The sequence below is a fragment of the Corynebacterium sp. HMSC074C01 genome, from assembly GCF_001814605.1.
Lineage (GTDB): Bacteria > Actinomycetota > Actinomycetes > Mycobacteriales > Mycobacteriaceae > Corynebacterium.
Genome location: NZ_KV817301.1, coordinates 199,687 through 223,450, shown reverse-complemented (window position 1 = coordinate 223,450; position 23,764 = coordinate 199,687). Strand labels below are relative to the sequence as shown.

Annotated in this window: 24 protein-coding genes; 12 read left to right on the top strand and 12 right to left on the bottom strand. The window is 60.3% G+C overall.

What is annotated here, in order from left to right:
• Positions 1–184: 184 nt before the first annotated feature.
• The 4 genes from HMPREF2978_RS12530 to HMPREF2978_RS12515 all read right to left on the bottom strand — a co-directional run bounded on the left by HMPREF2978_RS12530 (position 185) and on the right by HMPREF2978_RS12515 (position 5,135).
• Positions 185–2,875: an FtsX-like permease family protein gene (locus HMPREF2978_RS12530; RefSeq protein WP_070745802.1), complete on the bottom strand. Its 2,691-nt coding sequence runs from the start codon at positions 2,873–2,875 to the stop codon at positions 185–187.
• Between the two features lies 1 nt (position 2,876).
• A complete protein-coding gene (locus HMPREF2978_RS12525) occupies positions 2,877–3,593 on the bottom strand; it encodes an ABC transporter ATP-binding protein (RefSeq protein WP_070745800.1) in 717 nt (238 codons plus the stop codon).
• Entirely contained in the window at positions 3,590–4,138 is a 549-nt protein-coding gene (locus tag HMPREF2978_RS12520; RefSeq protein ID WP_070745798.1) for a helix-turn-helix transcriptional regulator, read from the bottom strand. The genes HMPREF2978_RS12525 and HMPREF2978_RS12520 overlap by 4 nt, the downstream gene beginning before the upstream one ends.
• 244 nt (positions 4,139–4,382) lie before the next feature.
• Positions 4,383–5,135, bottom strand: coding sequence for a M23 family metallopeptidase (locus tag HMPREF2978_RS12515; protein WP_070529531.1), 753 nt, complete (start codon positions 5,133–5,135; stop codon positions 4,383–4,385).
• 448 nt (positions 5,136–5,583) lie between these two features.
• Here HMPREF2978_RS12515 and HMPREF2978_RS12510 point away from each other — a divergent pair, with 448 nt between their 5' ends.
• The 3 genes from HMPREF2978_RS12510 to purH are packed head-to-tail and all read left to right on the top strand — an operon-like array spanning position 5,584 to position 9,503.
• On the top strand, positions 5,584–7,284 hold the full coding sequence (locus tag HMPREF2978_RS12510; RefSeq protein WP_246818787.1) for a cell division protein PerM: 1,701 nt from the start codon (positions 5,584–5,586) through the stop codon (positions 7,282–7,284).
• A gap of 41 nt (positions 7,285–7,325) precedes the next feature.
• Complete coding sequence (gene purN, locus HMPREF2978_RS12505; RefSeq protein WP_070745794.1) at positions 7,326–7,931, top strand: phosphoribosylglycinamide formyltransferase; 606 nt, start codon at positions 7,326–7,328, stop codon at positions 7,929–7,931.
• 39 nt (positions 7,932–7,970) lie between these two features.
• A complete protein-coding gene (gene purH / locus HMPREF2978_RS12500) occupies positions 7,971–9,503 on the top strand; it encodes a bifunctional phosphoribosylaminoimidazolecarboxamide formyltransferase/IMP cyclohydrolase (protein WP_070745792.1) in 1,533 nt (510 codons plus the stop codon).
• 228 nt (positions 9,504–9,731) lie between these two features.
• Here the strand turns inward: purH and HMPREF2978_RS12495 are convergent, their stop codons facing one another.
• Positions 9,732–10,613, bottom strand: a complete 882-nt coding sequence (locus HMPREF2978_RS12495; RefSeq protein ID WP_070529370.1) for a flagellar basal body-associated FliL family protein — start codon at positions 10,611–10,613, stop codon at positions 9,732–9,734.
• A 269-nt stretch (positions 10,614–10,882) separates the two neighbouring features.
• Between HMPREF2978_RS12495 and HMPREF2978_RS12490 the strand changes: the two genes are divergently transcribed.
• Positions 10,883–11,797 (top strand): hypothetical protein, encoded by a 915-nt coding sequence (locus HMPREF2978_RS12490; RefSeq protein WP_070745790.1) that lies wholly within the window; start codon positions 10,883–10,885, stop codon positions 11,795–11,797.
• 17 nt (positions 11,798–11,814) lie between these two features.
• A complete protein-coding gene (locus HMPREF2978_RS12485) occupies positions 11,815–12,756 on the top strand; it encodes a serine hydrolase (protein ID WP_246818786.1) in 942 nt (313 codons plus the stop codon).
• Positions 12,757–12,779: 23 nt separating this feature from the next.
• On the opposite strand, the gene HMPREF2978_RS12480 is transcribed toward HMPREF2978_RS12485, so the two are convergent.
• Positions 12,780–13,448 (bottom strand): hypothetical protein, encoded by a 669-nt coding sequence (locus HMPREF2978_RS12480; protein WP_070529364.1) that lies wholly within the window; start codon positions 13,446–13,448, stop codon positions 12,780–12,782.
• Positions 13,449–13,592: 144 nt separating this feature from the next.
• Between HMPREF2978_RS12480 and HMPREF2978_RS12475 the strand changes: the two genes are divergently transcribed.
• Both HMPREF2978_RS12475 and HMPREF2978_RS12470 read left to right on the top strand, forming a co-directional pair.
• On the top strand, positions 13,593–14,915 hold the full coding sequence (locus tag HMPREF2978_RS12475) for a serine/threonine protein kinase (RefSeq protein WP_070745787.1): 1,323 nt from the start codon (positions 13,593–13,595) through the stop codon (positions 14,913–14,915).
• 134 nt (positions 14,916–15,049) lie between these two features.
• The gene (locus HMPREF2978_RS12470; RefSeq protein ID WP_246818785.1) at positions 15,050–15,730 is read left to right on the top strand and encodes a DNA-binding response regulator; all 681 of its coding nucleotides are present in this window, start codon (positions 15,050–15,052) and stop codon (positions 15,728–15,730) included.
• Positions 15,731–15,747: 17 nt separating this feature from the next.
• Here the strand turns inward: HMPREF2978_RS12470 and HMPREF2978_RS12465 are convergent, their stop codons facing one another.
• From HMPREF2978_RS12465 to rpmB, 6 genes are all read right to left on the bottom strand, one after another.
• Positions 15,748–16,464: a TetR/AcrR family transcriptional regulator gene (locus HMPREF2978_RS12465; protein ID WP_070529358.1), complete on the bottom strand. Its 717-nt coding sequence runs from the start codon at positions 16,462–16,464 to the stop codon at positions 15,748–15,750.
• 88 nt (positions 16,465–16,552) lie between these two features.
• The gene (locus HMPREF2978_RS12460) at positions 16,553–17,347 is read right to left on the bottom strand and encodes a hypothetical protein (RefSeq protein WP_070745786.1); all 795 of its coding nucleotides are present in this window, start codon (positions 17,345–17,347) and stop codon (positions 16,553–16,555) included.
• 241 nt (positions 17,348–17,588) lie between these two features.
• Positions 17,589–17,843, bottom strand: a complete 255-nt coding sequence (gene rpsR, locus HMPREF2978_RS12455; protein ID WP_010187626.1) for a 30S ribosomal protein S18 — start codon at positions 17,841–17,843, stop codon at positions 17,589–17,591.
• A 15-nt stretch (positions 17,844–17,858) separates the two neighbouring features.
• A complete protein-coding gene (gene rpsN / locus HMPREF2978_RS12450; RefSeq protein WP_010187625.1) occupies positions 17,859–18,164 on the bottom strand; it encodes a 30S ribosomal protein S14 in 306 nt (101 codons plus the stop codon).
• 3 nt (positions 18,165–18,167) lie between these two features.
• A complete protein-coding gene (gene rpmG, locus HMPREF2978_RS12445) occupies positions 18,168–18,332 on the bottom strand; it encodes a 50S ribosomal protein L33 (RefSeq protein ID WP_010187624.1) in 165 nt (54 codons plus the stop codon).
• Positions 18,333–18,334: 2 nt separating this feature from the next.
• The gene (gene rpmB, locus HMPREF2978_RS12440) at positions 18,335–18,571 is read right to left on the bottom strand and encodes a 50S ribosomal protein L28 (RefSeq protein ID WP_005279911.1); all 237 of its coding nucleotides are present in this window, start codon (positions 18,569–18,571) and stop codon (positions 18,335–18,337) included.
• 538 nt (positions 18,572–19,109) lie between these two features.
• Between rpmB and HMPREF2978_RS12435 the strand changes: the two genes are divergently transcribed.
• The 5 genes from HMPREF2978_RS12435 (at position 19,110) to HMPREF2978_RS12415 (ending at position 23,710) form a co-directional block, all read left to right on the top strand.
• Positions 19,110–19,379, top strand: a complete 270-nt coding sequence (locus tag HMPREF2978_RS12435; protein ID WP_070520710.1) for a type B 50S ribosomal protein L31 — start codon at positions 19,110–19,112, stop codon at positions 19,377–19,379.
• Positions 19,380–19,394: 15 nt separating this feature from the next.
• A complete protein-coding gene (rpmF, locus tag HMPREF2978_RS12430; protein ID WP_010187615.1) occupies positions 19,395–19,568 on the top strand; it encodes a 50S ribosomal protein L32 in 174 nt (57 codons plus the stop codon).
• A 258-nt stretch (positions 19,569–19,826) separates the two neighbouring features.
• Complete coding sequence (locus HMPREF2978_RS12425; protein WP_070529354.1) at positions 19,827–20,525, top strand: response regulator transcription factor; 699 nt, start codon at positions 19,827–19,829, stop codon at positions 20,523–20,525.
• A gap of 158 nt (positions 20,526–20,683) precedes the next feature.
• A complete protein-coding gene (locus HMPREF2978_RS12420; RefSeq protein ID WP_246818784.1) occupies positions 20,684–22,132 on the top strand; it encodes a sensor histidine kinase in 1,449 nt (482 codons plus the stop codon).
• 132 nt (positions 22,133–22,264) lie between these two features.
• Entirely contained in the window at positions 22,265–23,710 is a 1,446-nt protein-coding gene (locus HMPREF2978_RS12415; RefSeq protein WP_246818783.1) for a trypsin-like peptidase domain-containing protein, read from the top strand.
• The last annotated feature ends 54 nt before the right edge of the window (positions 23,711–23,764 follow it).

Below are 23,764 nucleotides of genomic sequence, written 5' to 3'. Positions count from 1 at the left end.
CATCGAACAGCCCAGCGTGTTACACATGTGAAAGAAGTGAAAATTGTTACAGGGGTAAAGTAGAGGTTTAAAGAATGGGGGTAGGTTATGGGGGTGTGAAAAGCGCAGCGCCCTCGGCCAATCATTCAGCCGAGAGCGCTGGGGAGGAGAGCACTGTGAAGTGCAGGTACTAGGTCAGAAGGGATTAAGTCAGCGAACGTGATTCACTGCGATCCCGTGCGGTAAGCGGAGCCGTCTTATCGCTGCGATTCACAGCAGCCGCTAGTGCTGCGGCCAGGAGAGGCACGATAAGCACGGCGAGGAATTGCCACCAATCTGGGGTGAAATAGTCCTGCAGGCGCAGACCATAGGGCGGCGTCGAGTAGGCGTATCCGGAGCTATCGGCAAAGAAGTACGTGCCGAGATGGCCGGCAATCACGCCGAAGAGCATGCTTGCAGTGGCCAGCATCCAGGTCTGCCACGCCGCTACCTTGGACATCAGCGAAGGGTGGGCGCCGATGGATTGCAGCACGGTGCTTTCCTGGCGCATGCTGCTAGCGGCGTTGGCAATGATGAGCGCCAGCACGATGAGGCAGACAATCCCCATTCCGAGGCCTAGGTAGTAGCGGAAGCTCTCGGGAGTAGAGACTGCGAAGTTTAGCGAGTATTGCGATTGCGAGGCGCTCGCTGTCAGGTCTTGCAGCTCCTCACGCTCTGACTCGCTCGGTGGCTCGTCGAAAGCGAGGGCTTGGCCCACGTAGAAGGGCTCCATGTTTAGCTTTTCTGCTGCCTGCTGGCTAATCAAGACCACGTCGCGGGCCGCGGTGGGTAGTGCCTCCACAACTGGCAGATCCGACTCCTGTGTCCCGCTCGGTTCTTGGCTGTCAATGCGGCTATAGGACTTTAGAGTCACCGTGCCGTGCGTGCTATCGCCGACGTGGCTGCTGTGGGGAAGCACGATGCCCCCGGCGTCCAATGTCTGCGCCGCTGCGCGGCGATCTTCCTCCGAGTCGAACTGCCACAGCTCAAGCTGGGAAGAATCCGTTTGAATCATCCTGCTTTGATAGATCAACGGGTTATAAGGAAATGACGTCATCAGCTCGTGGGCGCATTCTTGGCGAGCCTCCTCGGACTCATCGGTGCGTCGCCCCTGATTATCCACAAAGACTGCCTTCTCAACTGGTTTGCTGAGATCGACCTGTTCACACTGGTAATCAAACTCGGTACTGAGCTCATAGAAGGTGCCTTCCTCCGGAAGGCTGTAGGACGTCGTCCACGAGGGGAAAGCATAGAAGGGATACGTGCGGGCAGAGGTGGTCTGCAGGACGGCCTCTACCGCGGCGCGTTCTTCCGGAGTGGACACCTGCGATGGTTGCTCAAACGTCGTCTCCTCAATCAGTGCAGAAGTAGGCGGCATGACGAGCTTTTCTTCGGCAGTGGTCTTTGCGCTATCCGTCATGATGCCTACGCCAAACAGGGTGGTCACGAAGGTGACTGAGACGAGAGCGATGGACGTCGGCAAGGCATGCATGCTGCGCCGGGTCAGGCCCCGTCCGGCCAGGCGAAGCGAGAGAGGGCCCCGGCGAGACAGCAGGGAGCACAAGAAGACCAAGGCCGGGGCTGAGGCGGCAACCGCGATGACTCCGAAGAGAGCCAGCACCGTAGGGATGTACTTTCCCCAGGGAGTGAAGCTGAATAACACGAGCAGAAGCAGGAATGCGGGGCCGACGGCCATCCACCGCCGGAAGCGCAAGAGGCGGTCGGGTGCGGCGCCCTGGATCGCCGTGGCTAAAGCACCACGTTGCGCCAACCACGCAGGAACGATGGAGACAATGACACAGCCTGCCACCGCCACGAGCCAGGCGAGGCCAATAGCTAGGAAGGGCGGGTGGGCAGCAAAGTCCGGGTAGCGGGCTGTCCACCACACCCACGAAGCCGTGAGGCCAACAACCACGCCGATAGTGGCGCCGATGAGCCCCATTAGCAGGCCATAAGCCATCACCGCGAACATGATGTGGCGCGGCAATGCACCCTGGCTCGACATCAGCGCGTACAGGCGGGTATTGCGTCCAGTGGCCAGCGTGAAGACGGGGGCGAGAAGGAAAAGGATGAGCAATCCGGCGATGGCATAGAGGCCGACGAAGAAGAGCACGAAAAGAATGCTGCTCAAGGTCCCGCCAATGGAATCAGGCTCAGAATCGGGCCGGTCCGTATCTCGCAGTTCCGGTGCCCAGATTTCCAGCCCAGCTTCACGGGCACGGTCGGCATCCTCCTTGGTCAGCGGTGTATCACCCACGATGGCCCAGGAGGTGTGTATCTGAGAGGACGGGTCGCTGAGGGCGTCATTGAGGGTGGGGGAGGTGACGAAGTCATAGTTTTCGGGAGCAATGGCCGCGACTGTGGCTTGGTGGTCACCGCTGAGGGCGTTGGTGCGCACCGTGATGACGTCTCCAACGGAGGCGTCGATCTTGTGTGCTGTAGAGCGCGATAGAACTGCCTGGTTGGGGCCAAGATTGAACTTGTCGACGGCCTCCTGCGCCGGCTCCGGCGGATTCTCTGCGTCGAACTGATCTACCCAGGAGTTGGTTGACTTCCCATTATGGATTAGTGACGTGCTAGAAAAAGTGGTGACTGGGCTGACGCTGAGGCCCGAAGGAAGCACCTCGGCAGCCAAGCGCGGTACGTCTTCGTTGCTAATGCCCGGGCCGCTGACCTGCAGGGCTCGCTCGGGTGAGCTCAAGGCCGCGGAGAGCCGACCGGAGGAATTATCAAAGAGGGCCATTCCAACCACGAGGGCCACTGGCAGCGCGATGAGCATGACAGCGGCCAGCGTGCGCCACGGGTGGCGCCACAGGTCGCGCCGCGTTGGGCGGGTGGCAGCATTAATGCCTGACATGCTAACGCACCTCCTCGCCGGTCAGGCGTCCGTCACGAACCATGACGACACGGTCGGCCCAGCCCGCGAAACGTGGCTCGTGGGTAACCAAAATGCCGGAGGCGCCGGCGTCGATACGCGCGCGTAGAACCTTCATGATCTCCTCACCCGTCGAGGTATCCAAGGCTCCGGTAGGTTCATCGGCGAGCAGTACCTTACGCGGGCCGATGAGCGCGCGGGCAATGGCCACGCGCTGGGCTTGGCCGCCGGAGATTTCCTCCGGGAAGCGGTCGATGGTGCCGTCGAGACCGACCTCATTGAGTGCTTGCTCAGCAGCTTCGCGGCATTGCGCAGGCGAGAGTCCGTCTAGCTCAAGAGGGAGGGACACATTCTCTCCGACGGTGAGGGAAGACACTAGGTTGAAGTGCTGAAATACCAAACCAAGGTGTCGGCGGCGAGCGATAGCTGCCTTGGCCTTGGAGAGCTGGGAGGCATCGGCGCCGTCGAGAAGCACGCGTCCTGATGTTGGTGGTTGGAGCAGACCTGCGACGTTGAGCAGCGTGGATTTGCCGGAGCCGGAGGGGCCCATAACGGCGACCAACTCGCCCGGTTGCAGCTGCAGGTTGACCGAATCCAGCGCAGTGACCTGGCGGGCGCCGCTACCGAAGACGCAGGTGATGTTCTCAAGTTCGAGCGGGAAAGGAATGTTCTGGGTCGTGGGCGCAGAGTCGGGGGTCATCGGGTTTCCTCCTCGGTGGCGGTGGTGGCTGGGTTGGACAGGGACTCCACGCGGTCGAGCCAGCGTGAGAGGGATTCCAGGTCGAAGATTTGGCGCTCGACGGCCAAGCGCTGGGCGCTGCGTTCTGCGGGGAGTTCCGAGGCTTGGCGGTTGAGCTCACGAAGTTGGCGGACGGTGGCAAAGCGCTGGGCGTCAAGGACGGCGATGACGTCGATATCGGAGCGTCGCGCCGCAAGTGACACTTTGAGTACGAGCTCATCGCGCTCGATGGCGTCGTTGTGCAAGGTGGACATCCACCACTGCGAGAGTTCCTCACGGCCTGCGTTGGTGATGGCATAGCTGGTGGCGCGGCGCCCGGTGGGGCCGGTGAGCTCGCCGTCAGTGGCGATGAGTCCATCGCGTTCCAAGCGGCTTAAGGTTTGGGCGACTTGGCCCATGTTGAGCGGCCAGAGGTTATCAAAGGTTTCAGCAAAGCGGGTTTTGATGTGGCTGGCCGTGGCGGGCTCTTCACTCAGCAGAGCAAGCACGGAGTGTTTGACGGACATGGTCACCTCCTGTTCGGAGGGTAAGAGGAGGATACAATCGGTACATACCCGGTAAGTTACCGGGTAACCTTTGGGGTGGTCAAGAGTTTTCGGGAAGGAGAATCGTCTTTACCCCCGTCCGTTGCCCCTCTGTAGGAGGCGTGATGGAGCGCGGCCGAACGCGGGGTGGGGGGATACGCAAAAGGCGGCACAGAGCAAATGTGCTCTATGCCGCCTAAAAGTTTTCGGAAGGCTAGGTTGTGGCTTAGGAAATGTTGACGCCGCGCTCTGCAAGCCACGGAATCGGGTCAACTGCGCCCTCACCGGTGGGGTGGATTTCAAAGTGCAGGTGGGAGCCGGTGGAGAAGCCCAAGGAGCCCATGCCAGCGATCTTCTGGCCAGCGTGAACGCGCTCGCCCACAGCGACGTCGAGGGTCTGCATGTGGCCGTAGACGCTCATAGAACCGTCATCGTGCTTGATGCGGATCCACTGGCCGTAGCCAGAAGCAGGGCCGGAATCGATGACGGTGCCGTCCATGACGGAGAGGATTGGGGTGCCCACAGCATTGGCGATGTCGATGCCGGAGTGGAAGGAGCCCCAGCGGGGGCCGAAGCCCGAGGTGAAAGTACCTTCTGCCGGGCGGGCGACGGACGGTGCACGGTTGGCTTCGTCAGCGGCGGCGCGCGCATCGGCTGCCTGAATGGCCTTGTCGAGCTGGGTAGCCAGGTCGGCGACCGGCTTGGTCTCAGCGATGGAGAGGATCTGTGGTGCGGCATCCTCGACGGCGGCCTGTGCGTCCTTGAGCGGATCGGTATCTGCCTGCAAGGTGTAGTCGATGGACTGCGCCTTGGTCTCACCAGTGCCAGCGGATTGAATGGTGCCGGCTGCTGCACCGCCAACACCTGCGGTAGATACGGCGCCTGCGGCGACGGTCATTACCGCCAAACGCCCCTTTGCAGTCTGCGAGGTGGTGATCTTGCGGTGGCGACCTGCGCTTCGCTGAGTCTTGCTTCGCATGAACTCTACTTCCATCCTAATTCACTATCGTCCAGCCAGAACAATCGTTACGTCTAAACCTGGTTGGTTATCCGATTGTGACCTTCCTGTTACCAACGAGATGTAACAGTAGCGTCTCGGCGAGAGCGGAGCAACCCGCATTGCGGTTTTTCTTTTTGATACGTCGACAGATGTGCTTGTTCTGATGCGGTAGCTGATTCCTGTGAATGAAGTGAATCTCTGGCGGTGCTTAAGATCTCCGGTAGCGGAGTGCGCGTGGGTAGTTCTCATCAGCGGATGCAGCTAAGGATAAAGCTGATAAGGAGTATCCGTTCGGGGGTGTGCCCGACCTTTTAAATCAGACCTCGTCGCGCCACCCCCGGTGGGGGAGGTGCGCGTGGCAAAGTGGACGCCAATGAATAAGAACACGAGTCCCCAGTCCAGGTCGTCTGCTCGTCCACGCGCGCACGTGCGTGGACGCGGTGATGGCGCTGAGCACTCTGAGCGAGGGCACCGACGGGATCGCCGGGATCCGGCGCAGCGTATTAAAGGAATCGAGTCTGACAAGGCACGTGCCCGCCGCGCACAGGCCCCAACGACGCTGCGCGGGCGCATTCGCCGCATGCTCATCGTCGTCGGTGTTCCGCACCTCGTTGTTGTCCTCAGCATCCTGGTGGTTGCCATCGCAGCGCTTCTTCTCACCAGCTCCCCGTCGGCGTGGCTAAACACCATCGTCGGGGAGGCCTGGATGGTGTTCAATCTTGCGCCTATCCGCGCTGGCGGAATTGATCTGGGTTTCATCCCGGCCCTCCCCGCGCTGCTCTTGGCCTGGTTGGTCGGCCGCCGCGTGCGCGAGGCGGTGAAGGATAAGGTGAGCATCAACGACCTGCTTGTCTTGAGTGCCTGCGTGCTGGTGGTGCCACTCGTCCTGACTTTCATTGCGTGGTTGATGTTGTGGGATGCCGGGAAGGTCTATGACGTTTCTCCTCCGGAGCTCTATCGCGTTCTTCCCCGCATGCTCCTGCTGCATGCGGTTGCCCTTATTGGCGGAATGGGCCCGCGCCTGTGGAAGGCCTTGGCAAAGCGCAGCGGCGTTCCGCACGTGTTCGTCGATGCCGCCCGCATCGGCCTGAGCTACCTCGGGTACCTGGTTGCAGCTGGGCTTATTCTCGTGGTGGTTCTGTGGGGATTCGGCTGGTCGCGCCAGTCCGAAATACTTGCCAGCTATCCGGTGCTCAATGCGCTGGGAACAATCGGCCTGTTTCTGGTGAGTATTTTCTACCTTCCCAACGCCGCGGTGGCAGCCGGCGCAGTGCTGAGCGGCTCGGAGATGCACATTGGTGAGGGAACCAGTGTGAGCCTCTTTAGCGGCCATGTAGTTCCACTTCCTCCGATACCTTTGGCCGCCGCGGTTCCGCCTTCCATTAGCCCTTGGTTCGCGGTGCTGTTGGTGATTCCAGCAATCGCAGCCGTGGCGGCATTTGCTCGGCGCCGCGCCCTGGTGTCTTTCCAGGTCGTGCTCGTTGCAACCATCACGGTGGCAGTGACCGCCCTCGTGGCGATCTACGGTGTTTCTGGCACGTTGGGAGTGTACGGGTACACAGGACCTGAGGTGTGGACCGCGGTAGGCTTGAGCTCCCTGTGGTGCCTTGTCGTGGGATGTGCCTTTGCCGCTGCACAGGCAGTGACGGCGTGGCGTGCGCGCCGCGCCACCGCCCCGGTTGCTGAGCCGGAAGAATCGGCTGCAGCCGAGGGCGATGAGGAGGCCACTGAAGACTCCACCAGCGCGGCTCAGGAAGAACACGAGCAGGAGCAGGCAGCGCTTGGCGACGACACCGGTGCCGAGACAGCCGCCGACGCCGATACTGAAACTGACACCGAGACTGACACCGACGCAGAGGCTCAGGTCGATACTGACGCCGACGATGAAGCTGATGCCGAAGCGGAGGCTGATACGGAGGAAGCCGATTTTGAAGTCGAGGGTGACGCTGAATCGGAGGCTGTGCCAAAGGCTGATGTGCGTGATGCAGAAATCGTGGAGACGAGCGATGTTGACGTCGACACCCAAGCTGAAGTCGAGGCCGAAGCAGTAGCGGATGAGGACGGCGATGCGGAGTATGCTCCAGACACAGAGGAGAGCGAAGAGCCCGAAGGCTCCAATAAAGAGTGAAAATTCTCCGGTTCGCGGCGGTAGCGGCTAGGCTGTAGCGCGTGACTACACCGCATCAGCCCGTTGCTACTGCCCGCCTCAACGTTGTGGTTCTGGTTTCTGGAACCGGCTCTTTATTGCAGGCCATCTTGGATGGCCAGGATGAGCACTACAGCGTCGTGAAAGTCATCGCGGACGTGCCCTGCCAAGGCATTGAGCGTGCACAGGCGGCGGGAATCGCCACCGAGGTTGTAGAGATGGGTGCTGACCGCACCGAATGGAATAAGCGTCTGGTTGCTGCAGTGGATACTGCGCAACCAGGCGTTGTTGTTTCAGCAGGGTTTATGAAGATCCTGGGGAAGGATTTTCTGGATCGCTTCGAAGGTCGCACCATCAATACTCATCCTGCGCTCTTGCCTGCCTTCAAAGGCGCGCATGGCGTGCGCGATGCGCTGGCTTATGGCGCCAAGGTCACAGGCTCTACTGTCCATTTCGTTGATGCTGGTGTCGATACCGGCTCCATCATTGCCCAGGAACCCGTCCGGGTCCTGCCAGAGGATGATGAGGCCAGCTTGCATGAGCGTATCAAAGTGGTCGAAAGAGAACTTATCGTCAAAGTTCTCCGCGCGATGCGCGTGGAGGGCGAGACGCTCAGCATTCAGCTCTAACTATCTCATTACCGCAAGGAAGGCTTAAGTCCCCGTACCATGAGCGAAGATCCTAAGAACATCAAGCGCGCACTCATCAGCGTGTACGACAAGACCGGTTTGGAGGACCTTGCCCGGTCCCTGGATAAGGCCGGCGTGGAGATCGTTTCCACCGGTTCCACCGCGAAGAAGATCGCGGACTTGGGCATTGAGGTCACGCCCGTCGAGAAGCTCACTGGCTTCCCGGAGTGCCTCGAAGGCCGTGTGAAGACCCTGCACCCGCGCGTGCACGCAGGAATCCTCGCGGATACCCGCAAGGAGGACCACCTGAAGCAGTTGGAGGAGCTGGAGGTAGAGCCCTTCCAGCTCGTCGTGGTTAACCTGTACCCCTTCCGCGAGACTGTGGCTTCCGGCGCAGACTTTGATGGCTGCGTGGAGCAGATCGATATCGGCGGACCGTCCATGGTGCGTGCGGCTGCCAAGAACCACCCGTCTGTTGCTGTGGTCGTGGATCCAGCCCGCTACGGCGATGTGGCTGACGCTGTGGCCAACGGCGGCTTCACCTTGGAAGAGCGTCGTGGCCTCGCCCGCGATGCTTTCCTGCACACCGCTGATTACGACGCCGCGGTGTCCGCATGGTTCGTCGAGCAGCTCAGCGAGGGCGAGGTGACCACCCCGCTCCGCTACGGCGAGAACTCCCACCAGTCCGCGACCGTGACCCGCATCGGCACCACTGGTTTGGCCAATGCGAAGCAGTTCAACGGCAAGGAGATGAGCTACAACAACTACCAGGATGCGGACGCCGCTTGGCGCGCCGCCTGGGATCACGAGCGCCCGTGCGTGGCCATCATCAAGCACGCCAACCCGTGCGGCATCGCGGTGTCTGAGGAGTCGATTGCTGCTGCTCACCGCGCGGCCCACGCCTGCGACCCGATGTCTGCCTTTGGCGGAGTCATCGCTGTGAACCGCGAGGTCACCGTGGAGATGGCCGAGCAGGTCAAGGAGATTTTCACCGAGGTTATTGTGGCTCCGTCCTACGAGGAAGGCGCCATCGAGGTTCTCAAGGCCAAGAAGAACCTGCGCGTGCTGCAGGCAGAGCATGAAGCGCCTAAGGAGGAAGTTAAGTTTATCTCCGGTGGCATGCTCACCCAAGAGCCGGATACCTACCAGGCAGAGGGCGATAACCCGGCCAACTGGACGCTGGCTGCCGGTGAAGCACTGAACGAGTCTGACTTGGCGCAGCTCGAATTCGCCTGGCGCTCCGTGCGCGCGGTGAAGTCCAACGCCATCCTGCTGGCCAAGGACAACGCCACCGTGGGTGTCGGCATGGGTCAGGTCAACCGCGTCGATTCCGCCAAGCTCGCGGTGGAGCGCGCTAACACGCTGGCCGACGGCGCCAACCGCACCGAAGGTTCCTTCGCTGCTTCCGATGCTTTCTTCCCGTTTGCCGATGGCCTTGAGGTTCTCCTCGAAGCCGGCGTGAAGGCCGTGGTGCAGCCAGGTGGCTCCATCCGCGATGAGGAAGTCATCGAGGCCGCCAAGAAGGCCGGGGTGACGATGTACTTCACCGGTACTCGCCACTTCTTCCACTAGAGCGTAAATGTGGCGCTGCCGTGTGCAGCGCACTGCCGCCGTCTTCATTCGCGCGCGTCACTGCGTGGGAACGGGAGGCGGCTTTCGCATACATGGGAGCTGTCCCTAGAGGAAAACTACTGCCCTAAACGACGAAGTTATGCGCCGCCAACGCGGCGAGTTCAGGCGGCTATAACTTTGGCAACTCGGGCAGCTTCGGCACCACTGCGTTTAGGCCCGCCGGGGGCGCTACTGCGCGTGGAGGGAAGCCACCGCGAAGCCAGTGTTGTCCGCGGGATTGCCGTTGGCGTCCTTATACGTAAAAGTAAAGCGCAGGTCCTGGTGGTCTGCGATGTTGATGGGCATCTCGAGGGCTTCCTCTGCCGGGACCTCGAAGGAGGCCAACTCAGTACCGTCAGCACCGTTGACGGTAACGGTGGCGCTGGCAACATCGGTATTTTCCCGGTCATCGCTGAAACCAAAGACCGCGTTGAGTTGGCTATGGCCTTCGGCCAGCTGTACATCAGCGATGTTGGTGCTGCCGGAGCGCGAGACATAGGAATCCGGGAAGAAAGTGCGGGCAATGACCACGCCGTCTGCTTCCAGATCGGTATCGATACGGCCGCTGGTGGCAAGAGGAGTTCCCGGAAGCGTAGCTGTTGAGGTCGGTTCGGAGGAAGCACCGGTGTGGTTGGCGTCGGAAGATTCGCGTCCCCAGATAAACCATGCACCGACGCCGAGAATGACCGCCAGGATGACGAGTAGAGCAATCAGCGCGGCGATGGCACCGCTGAAACGACCTTTGCCCTTCGGCGGTTCTGGAGCGGTGTACGTGGTGGGTTGAGGCGGACTCGGCGGAGTTGGAGCACTCCCGCCGAAAGGCTGCGAGCTGGGGCCAGCAGATTGCCCACCAAACGGTGGAGTGTTGCCGAACCCGCCCGGAGAACTGCTCGGGCCGGAGTGTTGTGGCCCAGACGGGCTGGGTGGGCCGGACGGAGCACCGAAACTTCCGCTTGAGCCGTTAGCACCGCCGGGGGTGCCGGGGCGGCCAAACCCGGGAGCAGGAGAACCGAAGCCGGAGGAACCGGAATTGTGTGGCGGAGTGCCCGAAGGGCCGGTAGGAAACGTCATGGCTGGGAGAATAACAACCTTTCCGTGCGCAGGGGAGATAGAGCATTGAGATACCTCTAATAATCTAAACCCTTTACCGCTGTCCGCGCGCAGAGATGCAAACTCGGGGGAATCCTCCCCACCAGAATCGAAAAAGTCGTGGAAACACGGCGTCGTGACTGAAGAACGATGCACGAACCTCACCGCAACCGTAGTACCTGTGCAAAGATAAGAAAGATAGAAAACGCCTATAGGGCATACCCAGAACGTCTAGATCTACGGAGGCTTCGGTGACTGATTCAGATCGCAACCATGGATTCGGCGCGCAGCACCCGCAGGGAAATAGCGGCCAGCCGCAGCCTTCCCGTAAAGATACCCACCCGGAAACCGCGGATTTTGAAGCGCCGCCGACGCAACAGCGCCCCCTGCCGCCCCAGAGCTACCCGCAGAACACGGGAAACAATCAGAATTATGCGCAATCCGGAGAACGCAATTACTCGAACCCCTTTGTCGCCCCCGGCGCATCGGGCCAGTACGGCCAACAACAGCAGTTCCAGACGCAGCAATTCTCGTCCCAGCAAATACCGCAGGACGGTAGCGGACAGTATAACCAGCAGCCAACAGGGTACCCCGCTGGCTATTCTCAGGAGGGTGGCGGAAGCGGCAGCTCTTCTAACTCTGGCAAATTTGTGCTTATCGCCGTGCTGATCCTGGCGGTCGTCCTCGTTATGGCTGCGCTGGCCTACATCTTTTTCTTCAAACATGCCGACTCAAATTCCCAAGCCGGCTCGCCCCTGACCACCGCGCAACTCACCGAGCAGAACGAGAGCGCACAGGAAGAAGAGTCGAACGCGGAGAGCTCTGAAAAGACGACAGAGCAGCCCACGACGACCTCGCAGTCACCAAAGCGCCCCGAGCACCCTGACTTGCCTGAGGGGGCGATTCCGGCAAACGACGCCGCACGCAACAACGAACCGGGCGGCAACTTCAACAGCGTCTACCGTGGAACTGTGGTGACGACGGAGTCCTTTGCCAACGTTGTGCGCGATGAGTACGTCAAGCACTACGTGGAAACCCACGAGTTTGATGCCACCATTAAGGCTTTCAGCCCAGTTACCAAGATCACCTACACCATGGATTGCTCCGATAACGGTGAATTTGTCACCTGTACCGGCGGCAACAACGCGGTTGTGCTCATTCTCTAATGCTTAGGCGGTCAACAATGAAACAGGTAGCACAGCGACGTCACAGCCCTGCACAGCCGCGGCGCCGGAGGGCAGTACTAGCAGCGCTGGTGGGGATCGCGGGGGCGTCGCTAAGCGCCTGCACCATTGGTGATGTCTCCACACCTGAGCCCAGCGCTCCGGCGAGCAGCCCACAGCCCACGCTGCCTGATTCCGGGGCAGAGGTATCTGATGGACCCGCCGCTGACTCAGCCCTTGACAAGGAACCAACCGTGATTAAAGCTACCGACCTTCAGGAAGCCGTCGACGCCATCGCCGCAGACAACCCCGGTACCGGAATCGCGGTGGCCGGCTCAGGAACCGTCGCAGCGGCCGGCAACACCGGCCCGCTGCCTGCGTGGTCCACCGTGAAAGTCCCGTTGGCCATCGCCGCCGAACGCGCCGGGGTGGCGGACCCAGATACTGTATCCCGGGCAATCACGTATTCCGATAACGCCGCGGCGGATTCTCTCTGGGAGGCCCTCGGTGGGGGAGAACAGGCCGCACAAGCCACCCAGGCCATCATTGGCACAACCACGGTCCCCGCTACGCCACCGCGCCCCGGTTTCAGCGCCTTCGGTCAAACCCAGTGGTCGGTGTCCGAGCAGGCAGAATTCATCGCAGCGCTGGGGTGCCAAGAAGGCGCGGATCCAATCCTTGCAGCCATGGGGCAGCCGGATCCCGCGCAGAACTATGGTCTCCGGACTTTAGAGGGCGCGGTGATGAAAGGCGGCTGGGGGCCGGCCGAGGACGGCTCCTATGAAGCCCGCCAGATGGGATTAATCACCCTAGGCGGGCACACGGTGGCGGTGGCGATCTATGCCGCAGCGCCTTCCGGCGATTATGGCGAAGCACAGCAGATGCTGAGCCGTGTGGTCACACAGCTGGCCACCGCAGAGGTCGAGTGGCCCGATGCGGGATGCCAGCAGGGGGCAGTTTAAGAAGCACGAGCGATGTTAAGGCGCTAGCGCGGCCAGTAATCCTCGAATTCGCCGGCCTCGCCGTCGATGTCATAGTCCGTGCCGCGGATGTTCAGCACGGAGCCGGTGTCTTTCCTGCTGGTTGGATCAAGAATCGTGGCGCTGAAGGAATCACCTTCACCACGCGCCGGGCCAAAGGCAGCGCCGCTGGACCAGACACCGCGGTAGAAGAGGGAGTCCTGTTTCTCACAGACCACAATGTGTGAATCGGGATCGGTGCCATGCGCGGCGAAGATCATATCCTCACCCTGTTGGCAGCGTGCCTCAGGATAATCGGACCAACCGGCAGCAGTGAGCCCCTCTGGGACGTCGGCAGCCCCGGTGCTCACTGATGTTTCTGGAGCCTGCTCGCTCGGTGCTTCTGTCTCGTCTGCTTTTCCATCTTTCTGTGCAGGAGAGTCCTCCGGGGTGGTTGCCTCCTCCTGCGGGGCTGTCTGCTCTGAGGTGTCGCTGGTGCTGGACGTTTGTTGGCTGGTGGAGCGGACGTCGTACCAGATCACGAGGCCTGCAATCACCAGCGCAATGAGAATTGCGATCGCGCAGATGAACGGAACGAGGTTGCGTTGTTCCGATTGGGGCTGTCGAGACTGACCCGACACCGGTGTAGGGGTCTTATGCTCGTGATAGTTAGTGCTAAATCCTGGGGTCGTCATAGGGTCCTTGGAAAACAGTAGAGAACAACACGTAGCATAACCGGCCTTGCAATACCGGACGGAACCGCGCTTAAGTACCCTCCATTTGGGGGCGATGGGACATGGCAACATCATGCTGCCCAGTGCATATGGTCCAATGGGGCAGTGACTAATTCCTACTTCGTGCAATGGCTGACCCAGCAGAAGCGCTACACCAACGTGTACCTGCTGGGTGAAGGCGGCATGGGGCAGGTCTTTCATGCCACGGATCCGGACCTTTCCCGTGAGCTCGCCGTCAAGGTGCTGTTGGATGATGTCCGTGATGAAGCTTCTCGCGCCCGTTTCCATAATGAAATGAAGGCGCTCACCAAGATCGGCAGCCACCCAGGGGTAGTTCAGTTTTATTCCAAGGAGTCCACCCCGCGCGGAGATGACGTGATGGTCATGGCCTTCATCGATGGCAAAACCCTGGGGCATGCTATCCGTGAGCGGGCCCACCAAGGCCGGGGTTTTAGCGTGGCTGAGGTTGTGTATTACCTCAAACCAATTGCCTCGGCGCTGGATTATATGCACCATGAGTTGCATCCCGGGTGGGTGCATCGGGACATCAAGCCCGCTAATATTCTGCTGCGCAAGAACCCCGGCAGCTTGCCACCGGCTGTGCTAAGTGACTTCGGAATCAGCATTGAGGAAGGCCAATCTCGCCTGACCAAAATCGGTCACATTGTGGGTACTGAGAAATACTTGGCCCCGGAGAACAACGGCAATGCTTATGGCGATGATGATATGTCGGCGCGCGCGGACGACTACTCCTTGGCGCTCATCGCCTTCGAGATGCTCACTCTTCATCACCTCAAGGACACGATGCCGCGCAGCGAGTGGGAAGGGCAGCGGCGCATCCCGGATCTGTCTAGTGATGCCTTCGCCGAATTCCTGGCAGGGGACACAAGCCGAGTGGTATCGCAAGTACAGACCGTACTGAATAAAGCGCTCAACAGCGTGCCCATGCAGCGCTATGCGCGGGCCCAGGACTTCATCGCCGCGCTTGGCGACGTCTCCCAGTCCCACCCCGCCCAGCGTGCATCGGCCCCCGCCGCCGATGCTCCGCGTATCGCGCCCACGCCGCAGCCTTCGCCACGGCCGGAGCAGCCGCGAAATGCCGGAAGCGCCGGGCAGCCGAGCCAGTTTGGCCAACATTCTCAAGCTTCCCAACGCTGGCAGGAACCCTCCGCGTCCTTCGGGTCCGTGGAGCGGGCAAGGCCCACTGGCTTCGTCGCCCCCTCGAATCCGATCGCGTCCCCGGGGACTGTCTCACCCTCTACACCGGTTACGCCGGCGATGCCGGGGTCCACCGTGCAACGCCGCTCCACGCCGCAGCGAGCAAACCACAGGCCGCCTGCGAAGGACAATTCAAACGCCCTCATCATTACGGTGACCGTCGTTGTCATCATTCTCATCTTCGTGGTGACGTGGGCTATCGTGGCCTAGCGCCAGCGGGGTGGGGGAGTAACTTAGCGAGCGGAACTAAAGTGAGTGCCGTTACACTGAAAGACACTGTTTGAAGGCACCTCGCCGGGATGGATGGCGATGTGCGCACGTTTCCCAGCCCTCCGGAGGTGTCTATGAGCCAGCAACAGCCACTCCCACCGCAGAATGCTCCTCAGGGGCCGCGGCTGCGCATTGATGATTTGATCGGCGGCGTGATGGTTATGTCCCCAGGCCAAGAAATCATTGTCGGCCGCGCCGGTGACTTCCGGGTCGGCGAGGAGGACCTCAGCCTGCACCGCCAGCTCTTTCAGCTGTGGTACGGCGGGCAGGGCTGGATGATTTGCAACGTGGGCAGCCATATCCCACTGCGCATCGAGCTGCGCGGTGTCACGGGGTTTTCGCGCATCGACTTGGGCCCGCGCTCAGTAGCGGCCGTACCACCGGGGCCGTCGCGGATTACCTTTGAGACCCCCGAATGCCCCTATGAGCTGTACATCGACGTGGAAAACAGCAACTACTCGCGCCGTACAAAGCGCGAGCAGGATGTCGATGAGGAGCGCACGCGCACCCGCCACGTTCCCAATGATGAGCAAGAAGAGTTGCTGCGCCTGCTAGCCAGCTACCTCAAGAAGCCGGGCTCCACCGATGCTGATATCCCTTCGGTCCGCGAGATCGCCGAGGAGCTGGGGTGGACGGAAAAGAAGACGAATCACAAGATGGATCGCCTAGTGGACAGCCTCCGAGCAGACGGTGAAAAGGCGTATAAGCCCTATAAGACCTTCCTCGCGCACTATGCCATCCGGCACGGCCGCTAAGACATCTGGCACAGCCGCTAGCGGGTCGACTTCTTCCGATCTGCCGCGGCCGCGGCGGCGGAGGAAATAGAGTCGTTGCGGTTCTTGAGCAGCTCCAACGTGGTCGCTTCGGCGTCCTCAGGCGGGGTGGCGCCGAGGACTGCGAGGGCGGCGTCGGCAAGCATGGCAGACTGCTCCGGCACGCGCTGCGAAGCATCAAATGGTGCGTTGCCATCGTTGGGGCGCATCTCGATGACGGAAAGCGCGATGTGGAAGGGCAGCTCGAGGCGCGGATCATCCTCTCCCACAATCTCCGCGGCAGCAGTGCGGAAATGCTCCTTCAAGCGGTCACGCTGGTCGTGATACTCGCCGAATTCCGGAGAGTTTGCCACCGGCAGTTGATACAGGCGGCCTACATTCCACGCCGAGGTCAACAGCAGGCGGGACTCTGCGGCTACGAGAGACCACAAGCGTTGTGCCGGCGCAGCGTCTGAGGCAGCGAGCTCATCCGCGAGTTCCAGCGAAGGCTCGATGGTGGAATTGAGCAGAGTGAGGAAGATATCCGTCTTCGAAGGAAAGTGGTAGTACAGCGAGGCCTGCCGAATGCCGACGGCATCGGCAATCTGGTGCGTGGAGGTTGTAGCAAAGCCCTGGGTGGTGAAGAGCTCGGATGAAGCATCCAGGATTTCCTCGCGCGCGGTGTTTCCCCGGCGGCGTGGGCTATTCTTCCGTGGCCTGCCAACGCTCCCTGCCATGAGGCGGACTCCCTTCGATAAAATTCATGTAATAACTGACGGCAAGTCAGTAATCCTACACCCTGCCGCGAACGGCGATCGTTAACGCTTAGCTTTCGATACAGCTAACCACACTACCGTGCCTAGTCACGATGGATTCGATAGCAGCAGAGACAGTGCGGCACGCCGAACCGTAGGCGGTACGGTCCAAAGGCGGCAAATCAGCCAGCACAACGCTGTGCTGATCGACGCCCTCGTACCACCGACCCAACTCTAGGGCGATGCCCGTGCCCCAAGCTAAGCTCAGCCCCTCCGCTTCGGCGGAGCTAAGAAGCTCACGCTCGACGCCAATGGCGAGGCGGTCTGGAGTGGGGCGGGGTGCTGGCGCCGCCCAGCGGGCGATGGCAGACACCGGTGCGAGCAGGGAGAGACGAATGGACACGTCGGCAGAGCGGTCGGGGAGACCGTCGACGAGTTTCAGCGGTGCCGGCCGCTGAGACACTGCCTCGGTATAGAGCTCCTCCTCGCCGCCCGTGCCTAAGGGAAGGCCGGCATCCGCACGCGTCGATGCTAGGTCTTGCACCGCACCACAGGATAGGCCGGCTTCAGTGATGATCTGCTCCAGCTGTTCGTCCGTGCCCAGCCACGTGATGGGGAGCGAAGGGAGAAGATCGCCGCGGGCAGCGGCGCCGGTGAGCCGCACGGGACTTGCCAGACCGGGAGAGCGGACAATATCGGTGACTACGCGAGAAAACCAGGCAGCGAGCTCAACTCCATCTCCGCGGTGGGCCGTGGCGTTGCGCAGCAGGTCCTGTGCCTCCTCCAGCAGACCACGGGCATGGGCAGGGGAGTGGCAATGGGTGGCGAGTTCACTGAGATCGGTGAGGGATTCGTGCAGTGGCATAAGGTCCTTGTTTCCCTTTCCATCAGGGGCGTTCTAGCCCTTCAATCTATCACTCTGGACGGGCGCACTGAACATGACAGGGTGGATACGGGCGCACAAGGTTGCTGGTAGGAAAACGAAAGCCGCCGCCTACCTTCCCCTTTTTAGCAGGGGAGGTAGGCGGCGGCTAAAAGCTCTTTTGTCCTGTCCTAGTGTGTCACGAGTACAGCGGCAAAAGTGCGCTGTTGAAACCAGCTAGTGTTTAGCGGGACGTGAACGGCAGGAGAGCCATTTCGCGTGCGTTCTTGACGGCAGTAGCAACCTGGCGCTGCTGCTGCGGGGTCAGACCGGTGACGCGACGGGAGCGGATCTTGCCGCGGTCGGAGATGAACAGACGCAGGGTCTTGATCTCCTTGTAGTCAACCTTCTCAATGCCCTCGGCCTTGAGCGGGTTCTTCTTCGGGCGGCGGGTCTGCTCCATACGGAACTTCTTGTGATTATTACGCTTGACAGCCATTGTATGGGTACCCCTTTACCAGCTGGACTTGCGAACGCCCGGCAGCTCACCACGGTGAGCCATGCCGCGCATACGGACACGGGACAGACCGAACTTGCGGAGGTAACCGCGCGGACGTCCATCAGCGGAGTCGCGGTTACGGACGCGGACGCGGGCGGCGTCGCGCGGCTGACGGTTCAGCTCGAACTGCGCCTCGAGGCGCTCTTCGTCCGGGGTGTTCGGGTTCTTGATGATTGCCTTGAGCTCAGCGCGACGCTCCGCGTAGCGGGCGACGATTTCCTTGCGCTGCTCGTTCTTGGCGATCTTTGACTTCTTAGCCATAAATTATCGCTCCTCGCGGAATTCGACGTGCTTGCGGACGATCGGATCGAACTTCTTCAAGGTGATGCGATCCGGGTTGTTGCGCTTGTTCTTACGGGTCACGTAGGTGTAGCCGGTGCCCGCAGTGGACTTCAGTTTGATGATTGGACGGATGTCATTACGTGCCATCTTTAGATCTTCTCCCCACGTGCGCGAATCTTGGCCACGACGGACTCGATGCCGTCGCGGTCGATGATCTTCATGCCCTTGGTGGAAACATTCAGGGTGATGGTACGGCCCTCAGAGGGCAGGTAGTACCGACGACGCTGCACGTTGGGGTTCCAACGGCGCGAAGTGCGGCGGTGCGAGTGCGAGACCTGCTTGCCGAATTCCGGCTTGCGGCCCGTTACCTGGCAAATAGCCGACATGGGTCTTCTTTCTCCTAGCCGCCCACATCGAAAGCGACTAACGGAGTGCCTATTCCGCGGTGAGGCGCGGCGCTCGAAAAGTGAGGTTGAGCAGGAGGCATATATCCGTTGAACACCAGTTGATGAGGGCGTAAAACGATTACTTTGACAACAGCAAGGGGAAATCTTACATGCCACGGACTGTAGAACCTAATCACCGTTGAATTATCGTCGGGCTTTGGCGCTTATTATTTGTGTCTCGCCCACGGCTCTCCCGTGGTGAAGCTGCAGGCGGGGGCGTTGGAGGCGGGTTTCCGCGCCTAACTCTGTGGGCTGCGTCCTGCGGCGATTTCGATTTTAATGCCGCTGGCCTGTAGGATATTTCGAGTTGTCGGCGCGAGCCGCACAATTTTGTAAGTATAGAGACCCAACTCGGGCACGATCCTTTCACGCTCCCAAAAGCCATCGAGCGCCGTCATCGCGGCGATGCTCGGTGGTATGAAAAGGGAAGCGTCGCGGAAGGAACCGACCCGTAGTTCAACCCTGAGGGAATCGACATATGAAGAAAGATATCCACCCGGATTACCACCCGGTGGTCTTTAAGGACGCCGGTACCGGCCACTCCTTCCTGACCAAGTCCACCGCTACCTCCGAGCGCACCGTTGAGTGGGAAGACGGCAACGAGTACCCGCTCATCGTCGTTGACGTGACCGCTGAGTCCCACCCGTTCTGGACTGGTGCGCAGCGCGTTATGGATACCGCTGGCCGTGTTGAGAAGTTCAACCAGCGCTTCGGTGCAATGGCTCGCCGCAAGAAGAAGAACGCGTAAGGAGGATAGAAGAAGATGGCAACTCCTAAGTTTAAGAAGTCCCGCGCGAACACTCACTCTCGCCGTTCCCAGTGGAAGGCTGACAATGTCGCCCTCCAGGAAGTCACCATCGACGGCCAGACCGTGCGCATTCCGCGCCGCCTGGTTAAGGCTGCCAAGCTCGGCCTGGTAGACGTCGAGCAGTTCTAAGGTCTGAGGCGCTTTCAGCGTTGAGGTCTTAGGGCCGCCACTGTTGCCCCGCGAATTCGCTTTTCTGCGTGAATTCGCGGGGATTTTTGTTATCCGTGAAAATTTTTCGTTTTGTTGTCGTGTCCACTGGTTGTGCAGCGTAGGCCAATTGTTTGGCGCGCGTGTAGACCATTGTGGTGCTTAAAGGGTGAATATTAGGGGGGCGACAGGCTGGGTTCTACTTCGAGAATTCAACCCCGATAGGACATAATTGAGACTATGAAGATTCTTGTCGTCGATGACGAGCAGGCTGTACGCGAATCGCTCCGCCGCTCTCTGAAGTTTAATGGCTACGAGGTCATATTGGCCGCTGATGGCGTACAGGCTGTCGAAATGGTGCACAGCGAGCACCCAGAGCTTCTCATCCTCGATGTGATGATGCCGAACATGGATGGTCTGGAGGTCTGTCGCACCCTGCGCAGCGAAGGTTGGGACCGCCCCATTTTGGTATTGACGGCTCGCGACGGAGTGTCTGACCGCGTTGCAGGTCTAGACGCCGGCGCCGATGACTATCTGCCCAAGCCCTTCGCTCTGGAAGAGTTGCTAGCCCGCGTGCGTTCCTTGGTCCGCCGCGCCGCTGCGGAGTCGATTGCAAAGAAGCAGCCGGTTGAAACCCAGTTGAGCTTTGAGGACCTCAAGCTCGATGCCGATACGCGTGAGGTGACCCGCGGCGAGCGTCAGATTTCTCTGACCCGTACTGAGTTTGCCCTGCTGCGCCTGCTCATGGAGAACCCCCGCAAGGTGCTCTCCCGCAATACCATCTTGGAAGAGGTATGGGGCTATGATTTCCCGACCTCCGGCAACGCTCTTGAGGTCTACATCGGTTACCTCCGTAAGAAGACGGAAGAAAATGGCGAGCCGCGTCTTATTCACACCGTGCGTGGCGTTGGCTACGTCATGAGGGAGGCTATCGCGTGATTCTGCGGAGGCCCGCGCCTGACGCGGTGCCTTCTGAAGCCCTAGATACTACTGCGTGGCTGGGCCTCTCAGGCCGTCGCGGCTGGGCTTCGCGGGTGCCGCTTCGGTGGCGCCTTTCTCTAGTTACCGGTGTCGTTGTCGCCGTTGCGGTAGCAGTAATGACTTTTGTGACCTACTGGTTGGTTGCAGCGTCGATGACGGCGAGCGTCGATAGGCAGATCATGCAGCAAGCGGATGTGCTGATGCAGCAAGCTCAGGACCCGGCCTTTGTAGAGAATATCGATCAAGAGATCGCGACATTTAAGCTCTATAACCCCTCGACTCGGGTCTCCGTCTCTCCGCCTGCAGTTGCGTTTTCTTACGGTGATGCACTGCCCGTGGGTGGTGACTTCAAGTCGGATGGGGACAGGATGGAAAGCTCCATCCGCACTTTGGGTGGTGAGCGCGTACTGGCTAAGTATCAAGAAGGCGGTGCGACGGTAGTCCTAGCTAAGGACTTGGGGCCTACCGAAGACATCGTCTCCGCAGTAGGCTCGGCCCTGCTCATCATCGTGGCCTTTGGCGTTTTGCTGTCCGTCTTCGCCGGCATGGTGGTGTCCAAGACTGGCATGGAGCCCATCGCTCGCTTGAAGCGCGCGGTTGATTATGTGACGCAAACCAATGATCTGCGCCCGATTGCGGTCGAGAGCAACGACGAGATGTCGCAGCTGACGGTGTCCTTCAACCGAATGCTGTCCGCACTCCAACACGCGCGCGTGCAGCAATCACAATTCGTGGCCGATGCCGGCCATGAGCTGAAAACACCGCTGACGTCCATGCGAACCAACATTGAGCTCCTCATGATGCTGAATAAGTCCGGTGGCGGCTTTGGCATCAGTGAGGAGGACCGGCGTGGTTTGGAAGAGGATGTGATGGCTCAGATGTCCGAGCTGTCGACTTTGATTGGTGACCTCGTGGATTTGGCGCGTGAAGATGCCACCGAAAAGGAACCCGAGCCGGTGGAGCTGCACGAGGTTTTGGAGCATTCCCTCAACCGAGCTAAGCGTCGCCGCCCGGACGTCGACTTCCGTGTGCGGTTTATCCCGTGGGTCCTTGACGGGGATCCGTTTGCCTTGGGCCGCGCCACGCTCAATCTCATGGACAATGCCGCGAAGTGGTCTCCAGCGACGGGCACCGTGCGCGTATCGATGAAGCAGGTGGCCCAAGATAAGGTGCGCCTGCGCGTGGATGACTCCGGCCCCGGTATTGCCCCGGAGGAACGAGACAAGGTCTTTGAGCGCTTCTACCGTTCCGCGGAAGCCCGGGCGATGCCGGGATTCGGGTTGGGGTTGGCCATCGTGAAATCCGTGCTCGAGCGGCACAACGGAGCCATCACCATCAAGGAATCTGCAGATGGGGGAACGCGCATGGAAGTCATCCTGCCGGGACATCCTACCGAGGGCGATGCCATGGTGGACGGCCTGGAAGAGCAGCCGAATGAGTTTCAGTTCGATTCGACCGCTGCGCAACAAGCGACGGGACAGGCACAGGAGACTTCCGGAGAACATTCGGGGAACCACAATGACCGCGGCAGAATCTTTGCCGAGCGGTGGTTCAATCAAGGTTAACGTGCGATGGATCACCCCAGCTCAGTGCACACAGGAAACGTCCAGCTTTTCCTAGCACACTGGCAGAGCAGAGACAGATGCGCACCAGCTTGAAAGAGCACACTACCTGACATGAATATGAGGAATTCGAACATGGATAGTCCCATGGATAACCCGCAGAACTCTGATGGGCGGGGACAGGCGCAACAGCGCGGCGAGGTATTTTCGGCGGGAAGCGAATCGAATGGTTGGAATCAACCGCGCACCAACTCGTGGGAGTCTGGCGGGCAGGCACCTTATGGGGGCCAGCCAGGGCAGGGGAGCCGACCTTCATTTGGTGCTCAGCCCTCCCAGGCTTCTTACGGCGCGCAAGCGCCTTATAGCGGAGCGAGCTACGGCTTCGGCCAACCCAATCAGAGCAGCCCGCAGTCGCAGAATCCAACGCAGCCTTATGCAGGACAACAAGGTGCGGGCGTGCACGGCGTGCAGCCGGGCCCCGATCAGAAGAATAAGCGCAAGATAGGTCTGGGCACTGCGCTGGCAATGATGCTCGTCGCAGCCGTTGGTGCTGGCGGTGTCACCGGTGCGGTTGTCGGCGCAGCGGGCAAGGATAAGTCTTCCACTTCGACCGTCAACGAAGTATTGGAACGTCAGCCGGTGGCAAATAGCACCGGCCAAGAGCCAGCTGATGGTTCTGTGGAGGACGTGGCGTCGAAGGTTCTCCCAGCGGTGGTCTCCATTTACTCCATAACTCGCTCGGGCGGTGCCGAGGGCTCCGGGTCCATCATTTCCCCGGATGGCTATGTGCTGACCAATCACCACGTGGTTGCCGGTGCAGACCAAGGAGGGCGTCTGGAAGTGACAATGAATGACGGCTCGCGTCATAGCGCTACATTCATTGCGTCGGATGCGACGACGGACGTAGGCGTCATCAAGATTGATGATGTCAATGACCTGCCCTATCTCCAGTTTGGTGATTCGGACGCTACCGCAGTGGGGCAAGAAGTAGTCGCCGTTGGTTCCCCGCTGGGGCTGAACGCAACGGTGACGTCGGGAATTGTGTCAGCCAAGAACCGCCCTGTTCGTGCCTCGCAGGAAGGTGGGGAGTCCTCGTTGATCGACGCCATTCAGACCGACGCAGCCGTAAACCCCGGTAATTCCGGCGGCCCCTTGGTGGACATGGAGGGCAACATCATTGGCATGAACTCGATGATCGCCTCGCTGTCGAGTGGCTCGAGTTCCGAAGGCGGTTCCATTGGCTTGGGATTCGCAATTCCTTCGAACTTTGCTAAGCGCATGGCCGATGAGCTCATTAATAACGGCAGGGTCAAGCACCCCACCTTGGGTGTTAAGGTTCGCGCGCAGAGCGAGACCCAAGGTGCAGAGATTGTCGACGTGGAACCTGATAGCCCAGCTGATAAGGCAGGACTGAAGTCCGGTGACGTGGTCACCCGCGTTAATGAGCGCCTCATTGAAAGCTCCGATGCCCTGATCGCGGCAACACGTTCCCAGGAGTTTGGTGCAACCGTCACCCTTGAGGTGAAGAGTCGCGATAGTGAAGATGCGAGAAAGGTAGAGGTAACGCTGGCAAGCGAGTAAGTTTACAAATACTTGGGCGGTGCGCCAGCGCCGCGTGAGCCTCGCACCCAGACA